14 protein-coding genes are annotated in these 13,263 nt (G+C 54.8%); all 14 read right to left on the bottom strand.

Annotated features, from left to right (window positions below):
- Positions 1 to 297: 297 nt before the first annotated feature.
- Positions 298 to 1,236: a ribose-phosphate diphosphokinase gene (locus tag AABA21_RS25570; protein ID WP_338254592.1), complete on the bottom strand. Its 939-nt coding sequence runs from the start codon at positions 1,234 to 1,236 to the stop codon at positions 298 to 300.
- Positions 1,237 to 1,321: 85 nt separating this feature from the next.
- Positions 1,322 to 1,753 carry a hypothetical protein gene (locus AABA21_RS25565; RefSeq protein ID WP_338254591.1) on the bottom strand — a complete coding sequence of 144 codons (432 nt, stop codon included), beginning with the start codon at positions 1,751 to 1,753 and terminating at the stop codon, positions 1,322 to 1,324.
- Positions 1,750 to 3,147, bottom strand: a complete 1,398-nt coding sequence (locus AABA21_RS25560) for an N-acetylmuramoyl-L-alanine amidase (protein WP_338254590.1) — start codon at positions 3,145 to 3,147, stop codon at positions 1,750 to 1,752. The genes AABA21_RS25565 and AABA21_RS25560 overlap by 4 nt, the downstream gene beginning before the upstream one ends.
- A 305-nt stretch (positions 3,148 to 3,452) precedes the next feature.
- Positions 3,453 to 3,953: a YggT family protein gene (locus AABA21_RS25555; protein ID WP_338254589.1), complete on the bottom strand. Its 501-nt coding sequence runs from the start codon at positions 3,951 to 3,953 to the stop codon at positions 3,453 to 3,455.
- 82 nt (positions 3,954 to 4,035) lie between these two features.
- Positions 4,036 to 4,281, bottom strand: a complete 246-nt coding sequence (locus AABA21_RS25550) for a hypothetical protein (protein ID WP_338258473.1) — start codon at positions 4,279 to 4,281, stop codon at positions 4,036 to 4,038.
- Positions 4,211 to 5,812 carry a DUF2079 domain-containing protein gene (locus AABA21_RS25545; RefSeq protein ID WP_338254587.1) on the bottom strand — a complete coding sequence of 534 codons (1,602 nt, stop codon included), beginning with the start codon at positions 5,810 to 5,812 and terminating at the stop codon, positions 4,211 to 4,213. The genes AABA21_RS25550 and AABA21_RS25545 overlap by 71 nt, the downstream gene beginning before the upstream one ends.
- Before the next feature lie 43 nt (positions 5,813 to 5,855).
- The gene (locus tag AABA21_RS25540; RefSeq protein ID WP_338254584.1) at positions 5,856 to 6,455 is read right to left on the bottom strand and encodes a metal-dependent hydrolase; all 600 of its coding nucleotides are present in this window, start codon (positions 6,453 to 6,455) and stop codon (positions 5,856 to 5,858) included.
- 281 nt (positions 6,456 to 6,736) lie between these two features.
- Positions 6,737 to 7,063 carry a Rieske (2Fe-2S) protein gene (locus AABA21_RS25535; RefSeq protein WP_338254583.1) on the bottom strand — a complete coding sequence of 109 codons (327 nt, stop codon included), beginning with the start codon at positions 7,061 to 7,063 and terminating at the stop codon, positions 6,737 to 6,739.
- 18 nt (positions 7,064 to 7,081) lie between these two features.
- On the bottom strand, positions 7,082 to 7,486 hold the full coding sequence (locus AABA21_RS25530) for an iron-sulfur cluster assembly scaffold protein (RefSeq protein WP_126596214.1): 405 nt from the start codon (positions 7,484 to 7,486) through the stop codon (positions 7,082 to 7,084).
- A gap of 48 nt (positions 7,487 to 7,534) precedes the next feature.
- Positions 7,535 to 8,815 carry a cysteine desulfurase gene (locus AABA21_RS25525; protein WP_338254581.1) on the bottom strand — a complete coding sequence of 427 codons (1,281 nt, stop codon included), beginning with the start codon at positions 8,813 to 8,815 and terminating at the stop codon, positions 7,535 to 7,537.
- A gap of 179 nt (positions 8,816 to 8,994) precedes the next feature.
- On the bottom strand, positions 8,995 to 10,449 hold the full coding sequence (sufD, locus tag AABA21_RS25520) for a Fe-S cluster assembly protein SufD (RefSeq protein WP_338254579.1): 1,455 nt from the start codon (positions 10,447 to 10,449) through the stop codon (positions 8,995 to 8,997).
- Positions 10,442 to 11,266, bottom strand: a complete 825-nt coding sequence (sufC, locus tag AABA21_RS25515; RefSeq protein WP_338254578.1) for a Fe-S cluster assembly ATPase SufC — start codon at positions 11,264 to 11,266, stop codon at positions 10,442 to 10,444. The genes sufD and sufC overlap by 8 nt, the downstream gene beginning before the upstream one ends.
- 21 nt (positions 11,267 to 11,287) lie before the next feature.
- The gene (locus AABA21_RS25510; protein WP_420917171.1) at positions 11,288 to 11,833 is read right to left on the bottom strand and encodes an RrF2 family transcriptional regulator; all 546 of its coding nucleotides are present in this window, start codon (positions 11,831 to 11,833) and stop codon (positions 11,288 to 11,290) included.
- A 286-nt stretch (positions 11,834 to 12,119) separates the two neighbouring features.
- Positions 12,120 to 12,932 (bottom strand): class I SAM-dependent methyltransferase, encoded by an 813-nt coding sequence (locus AABA21_RS25505; protein WP_338254577.1) that lies wholly within the window; start codon positions 12,930 to 12,932, stop codon positions 12,120 to 12,122.
- Between the last annotated feature and the right edge of the window lie 331 nt (positions 12,933 to 13,263).

The following is a 13,263-nucleotide window of genomic DNA, read 5'->3' as shown; positions in this document are numbered from 1 at the left end:
CCCTCTGCGGGCGGCATTTTCATACAACGTATCTTACTCTCGTCTTACCGGGGTACGTGAGCGCCCCCACACGCGCGTCCGCTACGCGGCCGCATGGTTTGTTTTGTGTTGGTGTATGAGGTGCGCGGATGCGCACCTCATACACCAACACAAAACCATATAAGGAAAGGGAGGAAGAAACAAGAACGTGCCCGCGTTGGCGAGAATGCTGGGAGCATCCTCAACGCCCCTTGCGGGCGCTTGCCGCGCAACGGCTCCTTGCCCGAGCAGTTCTTTCAACATGGGACCGTTCCCAGATTACCGAAATAATTCAGATACTGAACGACCATCGTGGATACGGCTGATGGTGCCAGCGATCAGTTCTGATACAGAGAGCACTGTCAGATTGGGCAAAAGGGCCGAATCAGGAGATGGGATAGAATCGGTAATCACAATCTCTTTAATGGGTGCTTTCCGGAGACGTTCAAGGGCCGAGCCAGAAAAAATACCATGGGTGGCACAACAATAAATGTCCAGCGCGCCTCCCTCATGTACGACGCGCACAGCCTGGGTGAGCGAGCCGGCCGTATCGATCTCATCATCCACAATCAAGGCGTTGCGACCTTCGACGTTGCCAATGATCCCCATTGCCTCGGCGACGCTGTTGTTTCCCAGGCGCCTCTTCTCTACGATAGCCAGGGGAGCATCCAGGCGATCCGCCAGTCTGCGCGCCTTCTTGGCAAAGCCTTCGTCGGCCGATACGACGATAAAATTCTGCAGATCCTTCTCGGCGAAATAGCGTGCCTGCGTGATCTGGGCCGTCAGCTCATCAACGGGAATATTAAAAAAGCCCTGGATCTGCCCGGCATGCATATCCATGGTCAAGACTCTATCCGCGCCCGCGACGGTAATACAATCAGCGATCAGCCGCGCCGTGATCGGTACTCGAGGCTGGTCTTTTTTATCGGTACGTCCATATGCATAATAAGGAATTACCGCGGTAATGCGGGCCGCCGATGCTCGCTTCAACGCATCGAGCATGATCAGCAATTCCATAATTGAACGATTGACGGGTGTACTGAACGGCTGAATTACAAAAACATCACGGCCACGAACGTTTTCATTGATCTTGACAAAGATATTTTCGTTACTGAACTGAAACACATCTGCATCGCCCAGAGGAATTCGCAGATGCCGACATATGGCTGCTGCCAGCGGACGGTTTGCGTTCCCGCTGAAGATACTCAAGTCGTCCAAAATGCACCTCCTGGTAGCAAAAAGTATATCACATTGCTTGCCAGTGTGGTAGATTGCCTCAAATTTTGATGGCGATGTGCATGCTCTAGAGGGCGACGGCGCTCTCAGGTATCCAGGCCTGGCGATGATTAAAGTTGATCTCATACCAGTAAATATTTTTATCGTCCAGTACCCCGAGTCCGGAGACGAAGATGGCTCCCTGGGGCGCGTCACCGATCTGATAGTCGCTCTTCTGTTCGGGCTTTCCGTATACTTTGGTCGCGGTCCCGAGCACGACCTGCATGCCGAGGCCGCGATTGACGGCATCCGCCGGAACCGCCAGCCAGACCTGGCGGGCGCTGCATAACCGGCTCGGCTTCTTCTTATCCTTAAGGTGGGATTCAACGCCATACCAGATACGGTACATAGTCATGCCGCTACCCGCCTGATCCTTGACGACCGCCGTATAGGCGTAGCTGACGCCCGGCCCGATGTTGCTGGTTTCATCGGTTGTGCTGTTGCCCGCATGCGGTATCAACCCTGTGTCTGTACCGGGACCATTATAGAGAGAGAAGAAATTGTAGTTGGCCGCCGTCTCGCGCCCCCCTGTCCAACGGGCAGACGATCAAATGGCGGAGAGATAGAGATAACGTTCGCGCTGAAGGAGATATTGTGCGCAAAGGGGACACCCATGGCATTGATCAGGTTAAAGTAATACCCCCAGAGCCAGTAGGGGCCGGGATCGACGTGGTTAGGCATCAGAGCGACGGAGGGCGCGGGCACATCCCCATGGCCAATGACATGGGAGCGATCAAGTGGCAGGTGGTATTTGTTGAGCAGATAAGCAACTAGCCTGGCCGAGGCCATATACATGGCGGAATTGTACCATTGATAGCCCGTGGCGGCATAACCAACGTGCTCAACCCCGATAGTGCGCTGATTATACCAGTAGTTGCCTATGTGGTAGGCGATATCGTTATCATGCACGATCTGATAGACCGTGCCATCGGTATCTACGATATAGTGGCTGCTGACAGAGCCCTGGACGTTGTGAAAATAGTTAATGGTGTCAACGAGACTTCCTTCGGCATCATGGATGCCCACAAAATCGACGGGATAGTCCGCCGGACGAGCCGCGCTTTCATAATTGCAGGGATCGTTGTCATCGACGCTATTGCAATCAAATTTATCGGGGTCCAGGATGCAATTGATGGCGCCCGGATAATCGGTATCGCCCGTGCGCGAGCAGCCGTGGGGCAGGAACGCACTATCCGGTTGCATACGAGCCATGGCTCCAATCGATGTATGCTTTGCGTCATGAGAGAGGACGGCGGTGATGCGTGGCACCACATGTTGAGCCGGCAGGGTCACGGTCTCACCCGTCTCGGCGCTGGCCACAAACCCTCGGTTAATGACCTTATAAACGGCATCGGCATACATATGAGCGACTGAGGGCGAGGAGGAGCCACTATACGCGCTCAACACCCCATACCAGGCATCCAGGGATGCGGCGGGGGCACGGCCGGGAAAAAGTTGCTGCCAGTAGTCGCGCAGAACGGACGCGCCTCCCCTGATATTGGTGGCCAGGTCTGTTTTGAGGAGCGCTGGATCGACTTTGAGATCCCTGGCGGCTAACGCCAGGCTATCACTGTCTCGCGTCGCCATCAGGTGCATACACCCATATCCTCCATCGATGCTGGCCGTCCCTCCATGGTTACCGAGATGGCCCTCCATGTAGCAGAGCGCTTTCAGCAGAGGAGCCGGCACAGCGAATTCGGTGGCGGCCTGCGCGAAGACCTGGTTGACATTGCTGGCCGCCCGCGTCGGCTGGCCGTTCCACATTCCCCTCAACGCACCAGCAACGATCAACAATGCCACGAGCACAATCACAATACCAGAGCGAGATGACCAGAGCAGCTTTCGTATGCACATAAAAGAGGCTCTTTCTCTAAAAAAGGAAATAGTATTAACACTACCATTACCATTATGATGGCGACCAAAAACGGACCTGCGGGGAAGCAAGCTTCCCCGCAGGTCCGTTTTTGGTCGCCATCATAATGGTAACGAGGGTCGTAGGTGCCGGGCTTGCCCCGGCTTTGCCGCCCAACAGCCCCGTACCCGGGCGCTCATGTTCCACCAACGGCACCATCTCCCAATAAAAAAGCCCGGTCCCGTCGCGTTGATATGCGACGGGACCGGGCGGTATTGGCCGTTGATGAAAAAACGTATGAGTGCTGTTAGCTGGTGGGTTCTTCGGGGCTGGAGATGAGGATGCTCAGGAAGCGCCGCACAGCCCAGAAGATCAGCCAGTAGATGAGCATGGCGATCAGCGTTGACCACTCAAATTCCTGGCCGTTCTGCACCCGTAATGGGTTAACGATGTTAGAAAAAGGGAATAGGACAATATCTGTCAACGAGTACAAGAAACCCACGAATAAATTGATCTGCAATGCACCGATCAGCTTCAGAAAAAAACGGATGGCCAGCGTTACCTCAAGTACGACCAGGAACCACTGCAGAAAATCGTTCAGTTTACCAATGGCATAACGAACCGTTCGGGCCTCTTCCTGGCGTGTCTCTGCGTTCTCGACCTCTGCATCCATCTCACGCTGAGGCGATGCAGACATAGGTTGCGGAACGGCCCTGGGTGGCAGGTCCGCCATACGCTCGCGCTGAGGTAATACATCAGTCGGTGGCTGGGCACGAGTAGGTTCATCGGGATACGGATTATTAGGCATCCTGCAATCCTCTCATCTGTAAAGTCAAGCTCGCGTAAACACGGAATAACAGCATATACCACGCAAATTATAACACTCTTTTTTACCGCTGCGCTATATTTTTTTCTCTTACCAGCAGTATAACTCCGTCCGCCTGTGCAATCGGTCTGAATTCCCCAGTGCGCTGTATCTGATTTAATACATCCAAAAAGTTATCTGAAAAAGCTTTGTTCTCAGGCGATGCATTATCCAGGTCAACAATCACGTAATCCACCAGCTTATCCTGGCCGCGCGTAAAAGTGGCCACGGTTAGCTCGGGAAACACCGTTACATAGCGTCTCTCCGTCAGGTGCGGATTGATATTGCCGCCCGCCGATACAACCGCGTCGGGGGGGGATCATGTCCAGTAATTGCTGGATGTGCTGTTCACGCGGCCCTGGTGTATGATCGGCCAGAAAACTATTTAACAACGGCCAGATCACCACAATATTTAATACGATCATGCAGACAATCCAGATTGACAGCGTACCCTGTAGCCAGGATGCGGGCATATAGGCCGCGAGGTCCTTCATGCGCAGGCGCATGAGCTTCCTGCGCCTCTGCCAGCCATTGAGTAGCGTTGATAAGCGCAAATGGGCTACCAGCCAGCGCCAGCCTGTGGTTAACCAGGACCAGACGCGGACAGCGCTTTTCCGCATCCAGCCCAGTAGAGCGGTGGTGCCCGGAAACGGTTTGACAGGACCATAGGCCTTGCGGCCCAGCGCCACCTCTTCGCGGTAGAGCTGCTGCTCGGCCGTCTCTTCACGCAATCCATACCAATAATAGTAGATGCGCCGGGTGCCATGGATGGCGGCGATAATCACAAAGGGAATGATGGCCGCATGATAGTGGTAGACGCCGTTGTGCTGAAACGATTCAGAGGTCAGCAGGTTGATAGCCAGCGAGGGCAGGGTGGGGATCAGCCATTCGGGGGCCAGCAGGGCGATAAAGCCGGTACTGCGCAACAAGCTAGCCAGGTAGTAAACACGATCCAGCGTAATCAGGACACCAAAGACGATCCAGGGATGACCCAGAATATTGAAGATAGCCGCCACCGGGGAGGGCCCCAGCGCCTCGTAGCGATACCAGTAGTTATCCTGCTGCGCTCCCACATTGAAGTGCGGCTTGATGACCAGGAATGCCAGCAAGGTCCAGACGATGCCACCGACAAAGACCGCCGCCCCCAGGCGCGGTATACCGTATTTCCAGATCGCTACCAGCGCCAGCAGGGCTACCACAGCCCCCATCTCTTCTTTACAGGCCGCCGCCAAAATACAGATAATCACAAACCAGACCAGTTTGCGATAGGTCAACGCCAATACAGCAAAGAGAAAGAGCGGCGTCACCAGGGTCACGGGATGAAAGTCGAAGAGATTCTCACCCAGGACGGCGGGCGCCAGCAGGTAGCCAAGCACCATGATAGGCGCCAGCAACGGCAGCGTCGGCAGCGACTTGCGCGCCAGCAGAAAGACCGGTACGGCCCCGGCCGCCAGCATGACGGTCTGGAAGATCAACAAAATACGTGGATCGGCACCGAAGGCGTACAGGCCGGCCAGCAGCAGGAAGATCGGCTCGACGTGCTGGGCCAGGCGAATCGGCTCCCCGTACCAGTTATCTGAATGATTGGTAAATTCCACAAAATGGCCATGCAGCGTATTCCAGGTTGCCTGGTCCATATTTCCCAGGTCGAAAGCCGTAGCCTTAAACACAGCGTAGCGCAGGACGGATTGATAGCCCAGTATGATAACATAGGCAACTACCATCAGCGCCAGGAGCAACCAGGCAGTACGTTTTTGTGCCGATAGTGAAAAGTATGAACCAGAGCTTACACGTTTTATCATGTTATTCCCGAATACACGTGCGATATGCGCGCATGTAATAGCATTAAATCGCTATCACTGAATTATAAACACCTAAAGCGACTAAAATCATAATCACCCAGACAATCACAAATTCGGGCCAGCTCCCGGTACGGAAGCGCCAGTGAGAGTCGGGGGGAAAACCAAAACGCTGTTTGAGAGGCCAGAGTAACGGCACACCTCCCAGCGTCAGAGCGTCCGCCGCGATATGGAAGATGCAGCCAAATAGGACGCCAAAGAAGAAGACATGCGAGCTGGAAACAAAGTGCGCTGGAAACTGGTACCCTCGAAGTTCCAGCAGATAGCTTACCACTCGTTCCAGGCCGATGGCAAGCAATGAGCCAAAGGCCAGCCCCATTAAGCTATGAAAAAATGTGCGATGTCCCGCCAGTCTCTGAATACCTTTGCTGATCACGCCCAGCTTCTGGCCCAGGGTGCTGCGCGCATTATCGATATCAGGCAGGAGCGCGCCCAGCCCGACGGCAAAGTAATAGACCCCTTTATCGACCAGCAGGTTCAGGGAAACGTCATGTGCCCCTGTGAGCGGCGGGCCACTCAGATGAAATATGCTGTCTATGACAACACCCGCGGCGAGGCCAACTAAGAGATGTGAGCGACCTTGCATTTAGCATCCTTTCAATGGCGAGAAAAATAGATTATGTCACAGAAATTGTATGGTGCTCTTCTACAACTGTCAATAGCGGCTGAGAATAGTCCAGGGCCATGTAAAAGTCTTTTTTGCCGCCTTCGGCGGCGCGAGAGGAAAAAGAGAAGAGTGGGGACACCCTACACCCCGCAAGGGGCTAGCCGCCCCTTGACCCCGCTGAGCGCTACTGCGTGCACACGAAAAAGGAGCGGACAGCGTCACACGACGCTGTCCGCTCCTTTTTCGTGTGCACGCAGCTTTTATTCTTCTTGAGGAGGGAGGCCGATGTAGATGTTTTCGCCCTCTACTTTTACTGGATAGGTGTAGAGGTCCTGTCGCGCAGGGCCACGCAGAACCTTGCCGCTGCGCACATCGAAGCGGGCGCCGTGCCAGGGGCAGGTGACGGCACAGCCATCGAAGTCCCCTTGATTGAGGGGACCACTGATATGCGTGCAGTTGTCGGTAAAGGCGTAAACGGTCCCTTCCAACCTGACCAGGCAGACGGGCTCACCATCTACCTCAACCGAATATAGCTTGCCTTCACGCAGGTCGCTGAGCTCGGCGGCCTTGTAGAACTCTTCGGACATGGATGTTTTCTTCTAGCCTTACTCTTCTTCGTCTTCGTCTTCTTTGGGATGTTCCAGGCCGGCCATCGCCAGGGCGCGATGCAGAACGCGCAGTGATAAGAAGGCGCACTTGGTACGAGCCGGGCTGATGGGAATACCCAGCGCCTCCAGCACGTCATCTTTGCCCAGCGCGATCACCTCTTCCACGCTCTTATCCTCGATCATCTCTGAGAGCATCGAGGCCGAGGCCTGGCTGATGGCGCAGCCGCGTCCTTGAAAGCGAACGGCGGTGACGCGATCACCCTCAAACTGTAGATCTATGCCCAGTTGATCGCCACAGAGAGGATTTGAATCTTCACAGTGAACGTCGGGATGCTCCAGTTTTCCATAGTTGCGTGGATCTCGATAGTGATCCAGAATGTATTCGCGATAATCCATCGACATAAGCACCTGCCCCTTTCTGATTTTAAGATTTTCGATTAGAATTTTCGATTAGAAACGGAAGATTTCTTGAGCTTTTTGTAGACCCTGCACCAGTATATCGATCTCTTCCCTGACGGTATAGATATAGAAGCTGGCACGCGCGGTGGCGGCCAGGTCGTAGCGCTCCATAAGCGGCTGCGCGCAATGGTGTCCGGCGCGAATCGCCACGCCCACTTCCTGATCCAGGATCGATGCCAGGTCATGGGGATGGATGTCGGCCAGCGTAAAGGAGATGACGCCGCCTCGCTGATCGGCTGAGGGGCCGTAGATCTTGATGTCGGGCACCTCTTGCAGCTTCTCCAGCGCGTAGGCGGTAATCTCACGCTCGTGCTGGCGGACCGCCTCCATGTCCAGCGCCTTCAGGTAATCGATGGCTGCGCCAAAGCCAACCGCTTCGGCGATGGCGGGGGTGCCAGCCTCGAACTTCCAGGGCAGGTCATTGGCCGTGAACTCGCGCAGGTGCACGGTGCGGATCATGTCGCCACCACCCATGAACGGGGGCATCGCCTCTAGCAGGGCCTTCTTGCCGTAGAGCACGCCGATGCTGGTGGGTCCCAGCATCTTGTGCGCGCTGAAGCAGAGGAAGTCCGCGTCAAGTGCCTGCACGTCAACCGGTAGATGAGGAACGCTCTGGGCGGCATCAACCAGGACCAGTGCGCCGGCGGCATGGGCCTGGGCGATCATCTCCTGCACCGGGTTGATTGTGCCCAGCACATTCGACATCTGCGTGCAGGCTACCAGTCTGGGCTGTTGCTTCAGCAGTTCCGCGTAAATATCCAGCCGCAGCAGACCATCATCGCTCACGGGCACGAATTCGAGCCGGGCGCCGGTGCGCTGCGCCAGCAGCTGCCAGGGGACCAGGTTGCTATGGTGCTCCATCTCGGTCAGGATAATCAGGTCGCCACGCCCAATGTTGGCGCTCCCCCAGGTGTGGGCCACCAGGTTGATGCTCTCGGTGGTGTTGCGGGTAAAGATAATCTGCTTGCTCTGGCGCGCATTAATGAAGCGGGCGATCTTAACACGCGCCTTCTCCATGGCTGCCGTCGCCTCTTCGCTGACCTCGTAGACGCCGCGATGCACATTGGCGTTATAGTTCTGGTAATAGTCGCTCATGGCATCGATGACGGACTGTGGCTTCTGCGAACTGGCGGTGCTATCCAGATAGACAAAGGGCTTGCCGTGCACCTGACGCGCAAGGATAGGAAAATCCTGGCGCACCTCGTTTATGCTGCGGCCAGAGAAAGATGTCACATCGGCGGTGACAGGTATGACGTTATTGGATGTAACCATAGGACAACAACCCTTACTGTTTCTCTCAAGAAGAGGGCGAGAGACAAGAAAGGGTAGGAGAGATAAACAATCACCGGGGCGGGCTGATCGCAAGCGATCATCACCACCCCACATGATTCGTTTTTTAGCTAGCTTGTGGTCGCCCTCAAACGAACAACGTGTTCATACGACCCTTAGTCTTAGTATTCAGCCAGTTTGATTTCGTCGTCTTCGGGATTGCCCTCCAGGCTGATGGCATTCTCGTCAACACCTTCGATCTCCCAGCGCTCCTGAGCATCAACCCAGGTATCGGCCTCTGTCTCATAAGCGCCACTCATGCGGCTGATAATACTGCGACGCAGGCGAACACGCAGGTTTTCTACAGGGATGCGCTGTAGCACCGGCTCAAAGAAGCCCTGTACGATAATGCGCTCCGCTTCAGGCCGTGAGATACCACGAACCATCAGGTAGAAGAGTTGCTCTTCGTCGATCTGGCCGCTGGTGGCACCATGGCTGGCGCTCACCTCGTTAGCGGCGATTTCCAGACCAGGGATAAACTCGCCACGCGCCTTCTTGCTCAACAGCAGTCCATGCGCCGACAGGAACGAAGCGGTCTGCTGCGCCCCCGGACGCACGCGGATCATGCCGTCGAACTCAACGCGCGAGTTATCGGTCAGGACACCTTTAACCAGGGTCTCAGCGTTGGTCGAGAGGCCCACATGGTCGGAGAGAGTCTTGATCACATAGCGCTGATCGTGGTCAGCAAAGAAGACCCCCACCAGCTCGCCCGCGCTACCATTGCCCTGCAGACCGGCGCCGATCGTGGCCATGTTCACCCGGGCACCCAGGTCGGCCAGGACAAATGTCACGCTACCATCGTTCTCAAACACCGCGTTCTTATTGGTGATATTCCAGATATTCTGTCCCAGGTCCTGCAGATTGCTGAACTCAACCCGGCCCTCACGTTTGGCAAAGACCTCCACCACGTCGCTCAGCAAGGATGGATCCTCACCCTCGATGGTAGAGTTATACTCCTGCACAAAGCGTACGCTACTCTGCTCGTCCGCGATAATCAGCGAATGGGAGAAGGCAGCGGAGAGGGGCTGGTTGACCCATACCTGTGCCAGCATAGGAGCCTCGATCTCGACACCCTTTGGTACATACAGGAAGAAGCCACCAGACCAGAAGGCGGCGTGCAGGGCCGTGTACTTGCTGCTAGCGGCAGGGACGCAGCGAGTCATGAAATACTCGCGCACCAGCTCGGCGTGCTCGCGTACAGCGGTATCCAGATCGGTCAGGATGACGCCCTGCTGCTTGAGCTCATCACTCAACTCGGTATGCACCACCGTTGAGTCGAGCTGCACGATCAAACCCGAACGCTCATTGACCAGCGAGGCCTGCAGCGAATTCTGCACCTTCTCGGGCAGCGCGGCATCTTTCTCAACAGCGGTAAAAGGTTTTAGCTGCTGAAAGTTAAAACCGGCCACCGTCCTGATGGTACCCAGATCGCCACGGCGACCAAGAGGAGCCTCAGTATTCTCATAGGTTTCCCATGCCTGCAGACGCAACTGTAGCATCCACTCTGGCTCCCCCTTGTAACGCGATAGCTCTTCTACCGCAGCACGGGAAAACCCTGGAGCCAACGTGTTAAGCATCTACAGTCTCCTCACTCACTTCTTCAGTTGGACGCAGCCACTCGTAACCTTTTTCTTCAAGCTCCAGAGCCAGTTCGCGGCCACCGGATTTCACGATGCGGCCATTGAACATCACGTGCACATAGTCTGGCTTGATGTAGTTCAACATGCGCTGATAGTGTGTGATCAGCAGGATACCCAGGTTGGGTCCGGTCAGAGCGTTGACGCTCTCGGAAACGATGCGCAGCGCATCAATATCCAGACCAGAGTCGGTCTCGTCCATCAACGCGATCTCTGGCTCCAACAGAGCCATTTGCAGGATCTCAGCGCGTTTCTTCTCACCACCGGAGAAGCCATCGTTAATAGAGCGATTAATAAAGCTATTATCAACGCGCAGCAGTTTCATCTTCGCCTGCAGCAGTTTGCGGAACTCACCAGGGGGTACCGTGCGGCGCTTGCCCATCTTACCACTAGGATTATCACCCTCCTCAAGTGGCTTGTTCCCCTCGCGTACAGCTTCCAGGGAGCGACGCAAGAAATTGGCTACGCTCACACCCGGAATCGACATTGGATACTGGAAAGCCAGGAAGAGGCGCATGCGCGCGCGTCGATCGGGCGAATATTCCAGAATATTCTCGCCTTTAAACCAGATCTCACCGTCGGTCACTTCATATTTGGGGTTACCCATAATGACGTTCGACAATGTACTTTTACCGGAGCCATTTGGTCCCATCAATGCGTGGATCTCGCCCTGTCGCACAGTAAGGTTAACGCCACGCAGAATCGGTTTACCTTCAATATTGGCATGTAAATTCTTAATTATCAGTTCAGATGCCATATACCCAAAAACACCTTCCTTTTATGGTAAGGGACGAACTTCAGTTTCGCCGTCCTTAGCAGGTAGACAGAGTTGCTGTGAACCCAGGCCCACGTGAATGTCTGAGAGTGCAATGAATTGTGCAGCCGCGCCGCTCTCGCTAGAAGAGACAGCCGCCAGCTCTGCTAAGGTCATTGAATCTAGCGTCTGAGCTACCGCATCACGTACTTTTGTCCACAGATATTTCGTCTTACAGGCTTCTAGAAAATTACAGACCTGGGTCATTTCTCCCTCTGTCGCACAGATCATGGGAGCGATCGGGCCTTCTAAAACACGCACCACCTCACCCATCGTAATCTCAGCGGGATGACGGCTCAATTTATAGCCGCCATGAGCACCGCGAGTGCTCATTACCAGTGGGGGATCGGCCTCCCGCAGCAGCTTTACCAGTTGCTCCAGATAAGCCAGTGGCAACGTTTCGGCCTGGGAAATATCGGTAAGTGAGCGAGGGCGACCACCATAGTGACGGGCAAGATCAACCATGAGCCGTACACCATATTCGCCTTTAGTAGATACACGCAACATCATGGTCTCTCCCTTCCTGGCGTGTCGCCTGTTCACATAATCAATTAATCCGACCTGTTCACTAGGATATATTCTAGCACCTGCACCGGTGAGCGTCAACTGCCCGCACGCATGCCGCAAAAGCCGGCGGCGTTGCCGCCCAGAGATGCGCGCTGACGCGCACATTTCTTTGTATTAAAGAGAGGCTGGAGCCTCTCTTTAATACATCTTTTGAGCGCCGCAGGCGCGTAGTGTCAGGGGCCGGAGGCACACCCGGCATTACACAGCGCATTCTGCGCCACAGAAAACGTTAATTGTTCTTTGGTTTGCGACCAACGACAATTTGTCTGGACCCTTTGCCGAAGGGTTTCCAGAGGTAGTCGCCGTAGATAGCGTCGACGCTAAAGCCGGTCGAGATAAAGAGCATCTGCAGTTCGCGTGGGAAGAAGAGATGCATGTCCAGTTTGGAGAGGTAGCGCTCATTCTCGCCGCTCTCGAAAAACTTCTCGTGCGTCCAGGTGATGTGCTGAAGCTGCTCATGGGGATCATATTTGCGCGTGGTATATAAGAGCATAGTGAAATCGCCATCGGGCGACTCAATCTCATCTTCCAGATAGACGGTTGAGGGACGATTGAGGGCATCGCTGAGGTAATCGATATCGGGTAGAAAGGTATCCACGACAAAGTGGCCGCCGGGAGCGAGGTGCTCATACGTGGTCCGAAACGCACACAGCTGCTGCTCGATTTCATACAGGTGGCAGATCGAGTTAAAGGGCAGAAAAATGAGATCGAACTGACCTTTGTGCTCCAGGTCATAGTCGCACATATCGCCATGATGAAGGATGGCCCGCTGCTGAATCTCTTCGGGCTCGCGCTCTAGCTTGCGCCGATAGGCATCCAGCATGCCCTGCTCAATGTCCAGGCCTTCGAGTACAAAATCACCGGGAGCATGCAGGAGCTCCAGGCCGATACGTCCACTGCCACACGCCAGCTCAAGCACTCGGCTCGGCGTATAGCGCATCACTAATTCACGCCAGAAAGGCAGATCCTGCTCTGACTGGCTCTGATATTCCAGGTCATAATCGTTGACCTGCTCGTAGTATTCACCCATTGCGTAGGGCATGATTGTTCAGTCCTTGTCATAATGACTTGCGCAACAAATAACCTCCCCGATAACATCAATATCCATAGTATTATCCATGAGAGGCCACGGTTTGATACGCGTTACATATAAAAGATTGGGGACACCTGAGGGCACCAGCGTAGAGCTTAGCATATGCAACCACAATAGCGCAAGGTATGTCAGTACGCCTCACAGGCTACACATCGACCTGTGAGCAACTGACAAGCACCCCGCCACAATATGTATCACACCGTAGAAGAAAATACAGCAAGTACCTGATGGCAACCTGGCGGATCTTGCTATAGTATGTATAAGGATACTACAGCAGGTT

The sequence above is a fragment of the Dictyobacter halimunensis genome (assembly GCF_036245075.1).
The sequence above is the reverse complement of the archived record's forward strand: the minus strand, read 5'-3'. Positions and strand labels throughout refer to the sequence as shown.

Excerpts from the sequence above, each read along its gene's own strand:
- AABA21_RS25505 (WP_338254577.1), bottom strand. The coding sequence starts at position 12,932 with ATGCCCTACGCAATGGGTGAATACTACGAGCAGGTCAACGATTATGAC.
- AABA21_RS25545 (WP_338254587.1), bottom strand. The coding sequence starts at position 5,812 with ATGATAAAACGTGTAAGCTCTGGTTCATACTTTTCACTATCGGCACAA.
- AABA21_RS25540 (WP_338254584.1), bottom strand. The coding sequence starts at position 6,455 with ATGCAAGGTCGCTCACATCTCTTAGTTGGCCTCGCCGCGGGTGTTGTC.
- AABA21_RS25560 (WP_338254590.1), bottom strand. The coding sequence starts at position 3,147 with ATGTGCATACGAAAGCTGCTCTGGTCATCTCGCTCTGGTATTGTGATT.
- AABA21_RS25535 (WP_338254583.1), bottom strand. The coding sequence starts at position 7,063 with ATGTCCGAAGAGTTCTACAAGGCCGCCGAGCTCAGCGACCTGCGTGAA.
- sufD (WP_338254579.1), bottom strand. The coding sequence starts at position 10,449 with ATGCTTAACACGTTGGCTCCAGGGTTTTCCCGTGCTGCGGTAGAAGAG.
- sufC (WP_338254578.1), bottom strand. The coding sequence starts at position 11,266 with ATGGCATCTGAACTGATAATTAAGAATTTACATGCCAATATTGAAGGT.
- AABA21_RS25530 (WP_126596214.1), bottom strand. The coding sequence starts at position 7,486 with ATGTCGATGGATTATCGCGAATACATTCTGGATCACTATCGAGATCCA.
- AABA21_RS25510 (WP_420917171.1), bottom strand. The coding sequence starts at position 11,833 with ATGATGTTGCGTGTATCTACTAAAGGCGAATATGGTGTACGGCTCATG.
- AABA21_RS25555 (WP_338254589.1), bottom strand. The coding sequence starts at position 3,953 with ATGCCTAATAATCCGTATCCCGATGAACCTACTCGTGCCCAGCCACCG.
- AABA21_RS25525 (WP_338254581.1), bottom strand. The coding sequence starts at position 8,815 with ATGGTTACATCCAATAACGTCATACCTGTCACCGCCGATGTGACATCT.